Here is a 3564-nt window from a genome sequence, read left to right as displayed (position 1 = left end):
TTAAAGAGCGTAATGGTCTGCCAGATCGGCGGCAGCATGCTGATGGAATAGAAGCTACCGCCCAAGAACACCAGCGGTGTCACGATCAAGAGCGGTACCAGTTGCAGCTTCTCGAAATTGTCGGCCCAAATGCCGATAATAAAACCGAACAGGCTAAAGGTCAGTGCGGTCATCACCAGAAACAATAACATCCAGAATGGATGCATAATTTGCATATCGACAAAGAATCCGGCGGTCATCAGGATAATAGACCCGACGATCAGCGACTTGGTCGCGGCCGCACCGACATAACCGAGCAGTATCTCAAAGTAGGAAATAGGTGCCGATAAGAGCTCAAAGATGGTGCCGGTAAATTTTGGAAAATAGATACCGAAGGAGGCGTTGGCAATACTTTGGGTCATCAACGACAGCATAATTAAACCGGGCACAATAAAGGCCCCGTAACTGACGCCATCGACCGAGGTGATGCGCGAGCCAATCGCCGCGCCAAAGACCACAAAGTAGAGCGAGGTGGAGATGACCGGTGAAATAATGCTCTGTAACACAGTGCGCGCGGTACGGGCCATTTCAAACTTATAGATGGCCATTACGGAATAGAAATTCATACGGTTTCCTTTACCAAATCAACAAATATATCTTCCAAGGAGCTCTGCCGAGTCGACAAATCCTTGAAGTGGATCTCGTGTTCGGACAACACCCGCATCAACGTGGCAATACCAGTGTGCTGTTGCGTGCCGTCATAGCTATAGACCAACTGGTAACCCTGCTGCTCGAGGCTGATATCGAACTCGGATAAGGCGCCGGGCACGGTGGTCAGTGGCTCTTTCAATTCGAGCGTCAGTTGCTTCTTGCCCAACTTGCGCATCAGTTCAACCTTGTTCTCAACCAGCTGAATATGACCCTTGTTGATGATCGCCACTCGATCGGCAATTTCTTCGGCCTCCTCGATATAGTGCGTCGTTAAGATAATGGTCACGCCGGTATCGCGCAATTTCTTAACCACCAGCCACATATCGCGGCGCAGCTCCACATCGACTCCCGCCGATGGTTCGTCCAAAAACAACACCGAGGGTTCGTGCGACAGTGCCTTGGCGATCAGCAGTCGACGTTTCATGCCGCCGGACAGCTCGCGAATGGCGCTATTGCGCTTATCCCACAGCGACAGATCTTTTAATACCTTCTCGATATGCGCATCATCGGGCTTCTTGCCGAACAGGCCCCGGCTGAACTTGACCGTCGCGATAACCGACTCAAAGGCCTCGGTATGCAGTTCCTGTGGCACCAGGCCGATCATTGCACGGGTCTTGCGGTAGTCCTTGGTGATATCGAAGCCGCCGACCGTGACCGAGCCGGAGGTCGCGTTGACGATGCCGCAAATGGTACTGATCAGGGTGGTTTTACCGGCCCCGTTGGGACCCAATAGCGCTAGTATCTCTCCCTTTTCAATGGTCAGGTTCACATCGCGCAGGGCCTGATAGCCATTATCGTAGAGTTTATTCAGCTGACTAATTTCAACAATATTGCTCATGTTACACTCGCTAATAGATGGAGTTGTGATGGCCGGCCCGCAGCAGGCTTGCGCTTAGGCCGTTGCACAACTTAGGAATTGATTGCAGCAACCCTTGGCACCGCAACGACACGGATCTGCGCACAGATAGCGTGCTGGGCCGACTATTGGTCGGCGATTTGCTGGAATGCTCAGTTGGTCGCCAGTCTATAGATTCTGGATTTCGATACCAGCCCCATTCGCCCTATCGGACCCCTATTGAGCGAATGGCATAGAACTGGCTGCCTGTCGTCATAATCCCTTGTTGGTTGATATGGCAGGCAGCAAGACTTGCGTTTACGTTGGGCAGCGAGAATTGGGTTCACTTAACGTTCATAACACTGTAACGAGCTCGTCATATTGGAACCCTATTCTCAGGGACTTCTTAACCAAATGGAATTATCTGCTGTGGACCTATCTTATCGGAAATATTTTCAGGGCGCCCTAGTGACGCCATTTTTATTGATTGCCTGTGCGGTGACCTCTAACAGCATGGCGAGTGCATTACACCCGTCGAACAACATGACCAATGCGATTCAAGCAGTGAGCACAGGGCATTTGATCCAGGTAGGTCGCTATGAATCAGGCATCTTCGCAGATGGCGGGGCAGAAATAGTCGCATTTGACAAAGCTACCCATAAGGCCTTTGTGATCAATTCCGGTGACAACACCATAGACGTGCTCGATCTGACCGACCCAGCAGCCCCAGTCAAGCTCACGACCTTGGCGGTATTCGATCAGGACAGCGCCACTTTCACCAGTGGCGGTGCCAATAGTGTGGCCGTGGCCAATGGCCTATTGGCAGTTGCGGTAGAGGCTGACAACAAACAGGCTACAGGACGTATCTACTTGTACAACACCGAGGACAACAGCTTCGCCGCCGCCTTTATGGCCGGCGCTTTACCCGACATGGTGAAGTTCTCACCCGATGGCAACTATCTATTGAGCGCGAACGAAGGTGAGCCCAGTGGCGATTATAAGAATGATCCCGAAGGCTCGATCACCGTGGTAAATCTAACCGCGGGCGTGGCCTCTGCTACGGTTAAGCAGGCCGGATTCCGCGCATTTAACGCGCAAATCGAAAGCTTACGGGCAGATGGTGTGCGAATTTTCGGTCCGGGTGCGACCGTCGCGATGGATTTGGAGCCGGAATACATCACCATCTCCGCGGATGGCACAACGGCTTATGTTAGCCTGCAAGAGAACAACGCAATCGCCTTGGTGGATATTGCCACCGCGACCGTGACCAAGATTGCAGCGCTGGGCTTTAAAGACCATAGCCTTCAGGGTATGGGCCTGGACGCCAACAAGAATGACCAGGTACCGGTTATAGAAAGCCTGCCTATCTTTGGCATGTATATGCCCGACTCGATCGACTCCTACACCTTTAATGGCAACACCTATTTGGTGACCGCTAACGAGGGCGATGGCCGCGAGTACATTTACAGCGCTGACAGCGCCAGCTGTCTAAGCGCCAGCCATACCGACCTGGGCGACGACGAGTGCCTGTCCTATAGCGATGAGATCTCTCTGGAAGATCTCAACCTAGACACCAAACAATTCAGTGCTGCGCAAATTGCCATGCTGCAAAATGGCAAAGGCATTGGCGACCTGACCGTTACCAAGACCCATGGCGATGCCAATGCCGACGGTGCTTATGAGGCGATCTACGCCTATGGTGCGCGCTCGTTCAGTATCTGGACGGCCAGCGGTAAACAGGTGTTCGATTCCGGTGATCAGATCGAGCAAATAATTGCCGACCGTTCACCCCTATTTTTCAATCTGTCCAACGACAAGAACAGTGTCGAAAACCGCAGTGACAACAAGGGCCCTGAACCTGAGGGTCTGGCCGTAGGTCAGATCGGCGAGCGCACTTACGCCTTCGTCGGTTTAGAGCGCCAAGGTGGCATTATGGTATTTGATATCAGCAATCCCTTTGCGCCCGCCTTTGTCGAATACACCAGCAATCGGGATATGTCGGTAACACCGGGTGAGGGTGTCGATGCCGGCGACTTGGG

General features: G+C 52.6%; 3 protein-coding genes. 1 reads left to right on the top strand and 2 read right to left on the bottom strand.

All coding sequences use genetic code 11. The features are described 5' to 3' along the window. A partial coding sequence (locus AC4FIC_RS13375; protein WP_476195096.1) for an ABC transporter permease occupies positions 1–605 on the bottom strand: 605 nt, incomplete at its 3' end. Continuing rightward, positions 602–1528: an ABC transporter ATP-binding protein gene (locus tag AC4FIC_RS13370; protein WP_287418654.1), complete on the bottom strand. Its 927-nt coding sequence runs from the start codon at positions 1526–1528 to the stop codon at positions 602–604. The genes AC4FIC_RS13375 and AC4FIC_RS13370, both read right to left, overlap by 4 nt. A 465-nt stretch (positions 1529–1993) precedes the next feature. On the opposite strand from AC4FIC_RS13370, the gene AC4FIC_RS13365 reads away from it, so the two are divergent. After that, the coding region (locus AC4FIC_RS13365) for a choice-of-anchor I family protein (RefSeq protein WP_476195602.1) at positions 1994–3564 on the top strand (1571 nt) is incomplete at its 3' end.

Source organism: Reinekea sp. (genome assembly GCF_982785585.1).
This window is presented reverse-complemented; position numbering and strand designations above follow the sequence as displayed.